Origin of the sequence: Synechococcus sp. R6-5, assembly GCF_047461775.1 — a bacterium.
Lineage (GTDB): Bacteria > Cyanobacteriota > Cyanobacteriia > Thermostichales > Thermostichaceae > Thermostichus.
On record NZ_JANSHV010000398.1, the window covers coordinates 1 to 841 of the forward strand.

1 protein-coding gene is annotated in these 841 nt (G+C 53.6%); it reads right to left on the reverse strand.

Annotated elements, in window-relative coordinates:
* A partial coding sequence (gene bchF, locus NW818_RS13970) for a 2-vinyl bacteriochlorophyllide hydratase (RefSeq protein ID WP_414424902.1) occupies positions 1-397 on the reverse strand: 397 nt, incomplete at its 3' end.
* Between the last annotated feature and the right edge of the window lie 444 nt (positions 398-841).

Genomic DNA, 841 nt, shown 5'->3' on the forward strand with positions numbered 1-841 from the left:
CGCAATTGATCAGATAGGTACAGTACGCTACCAGCATCAGCGTCATGATCGCATCGGGCGACCAGTGCAGCCAGACGGCGAGAAAATAGAGGTTGTGCATCACCATCGCCAGCGCATTGCCAGCATCTTCCCAGAAGAACTCCGGCGCCATGAACCAGCGCCCGAAGATCTCCTTCTCCCAGATCATGCCGGTGATCGTGATCGCCCACAACAGCGCGATCTTGATCCATACGCTGACGGTGGTGATCATGTACCCCTCACCCGTCACCAGGTAACGGATCACCAACCCAAAACTGATCAGAAACGCGAGGAACTGGATCGGCGCGAGCACTGCCTGCACTTTCGTCCAGACGCTTGCATCGCGGCGGGCCAGTTGTTCCGGCGTGTACATCGACATCGCGGTCCCCCAATAGGTCAATACATTTTGACTTGTGAGAAGCGTGCTCTTAGATTATAATACATCCACCTCTCAAGAAAACGTCTACAACCACTACACAATTGCTCTCAGTTTGACGCACACTGGTTCGACTTCTCTGTTGAATGCGTCGAACCCGTCGAGCGGTGTGATACGTGCGGTACAATTGCACGTCGAACGCATCGTGACATCCAAAAGTGGACAATTGTGCGTATCTATCATACTACTGGAATTGACCAGAGCCAGCATAACCTCACATAACCAGCAGGAGTGACGCTATGCGCATTAATAATGTTCCCCTCGTGTTCACAACGACCGCCATCGACCGGAGTTTTGCGCTGCTGCCCAACGTTGCTGCATTCGCCTCCGTTATCGGCAGACCTCTGCGCATTGTGCATGTGCTTGGGCAACGCTACCGCAGCTACG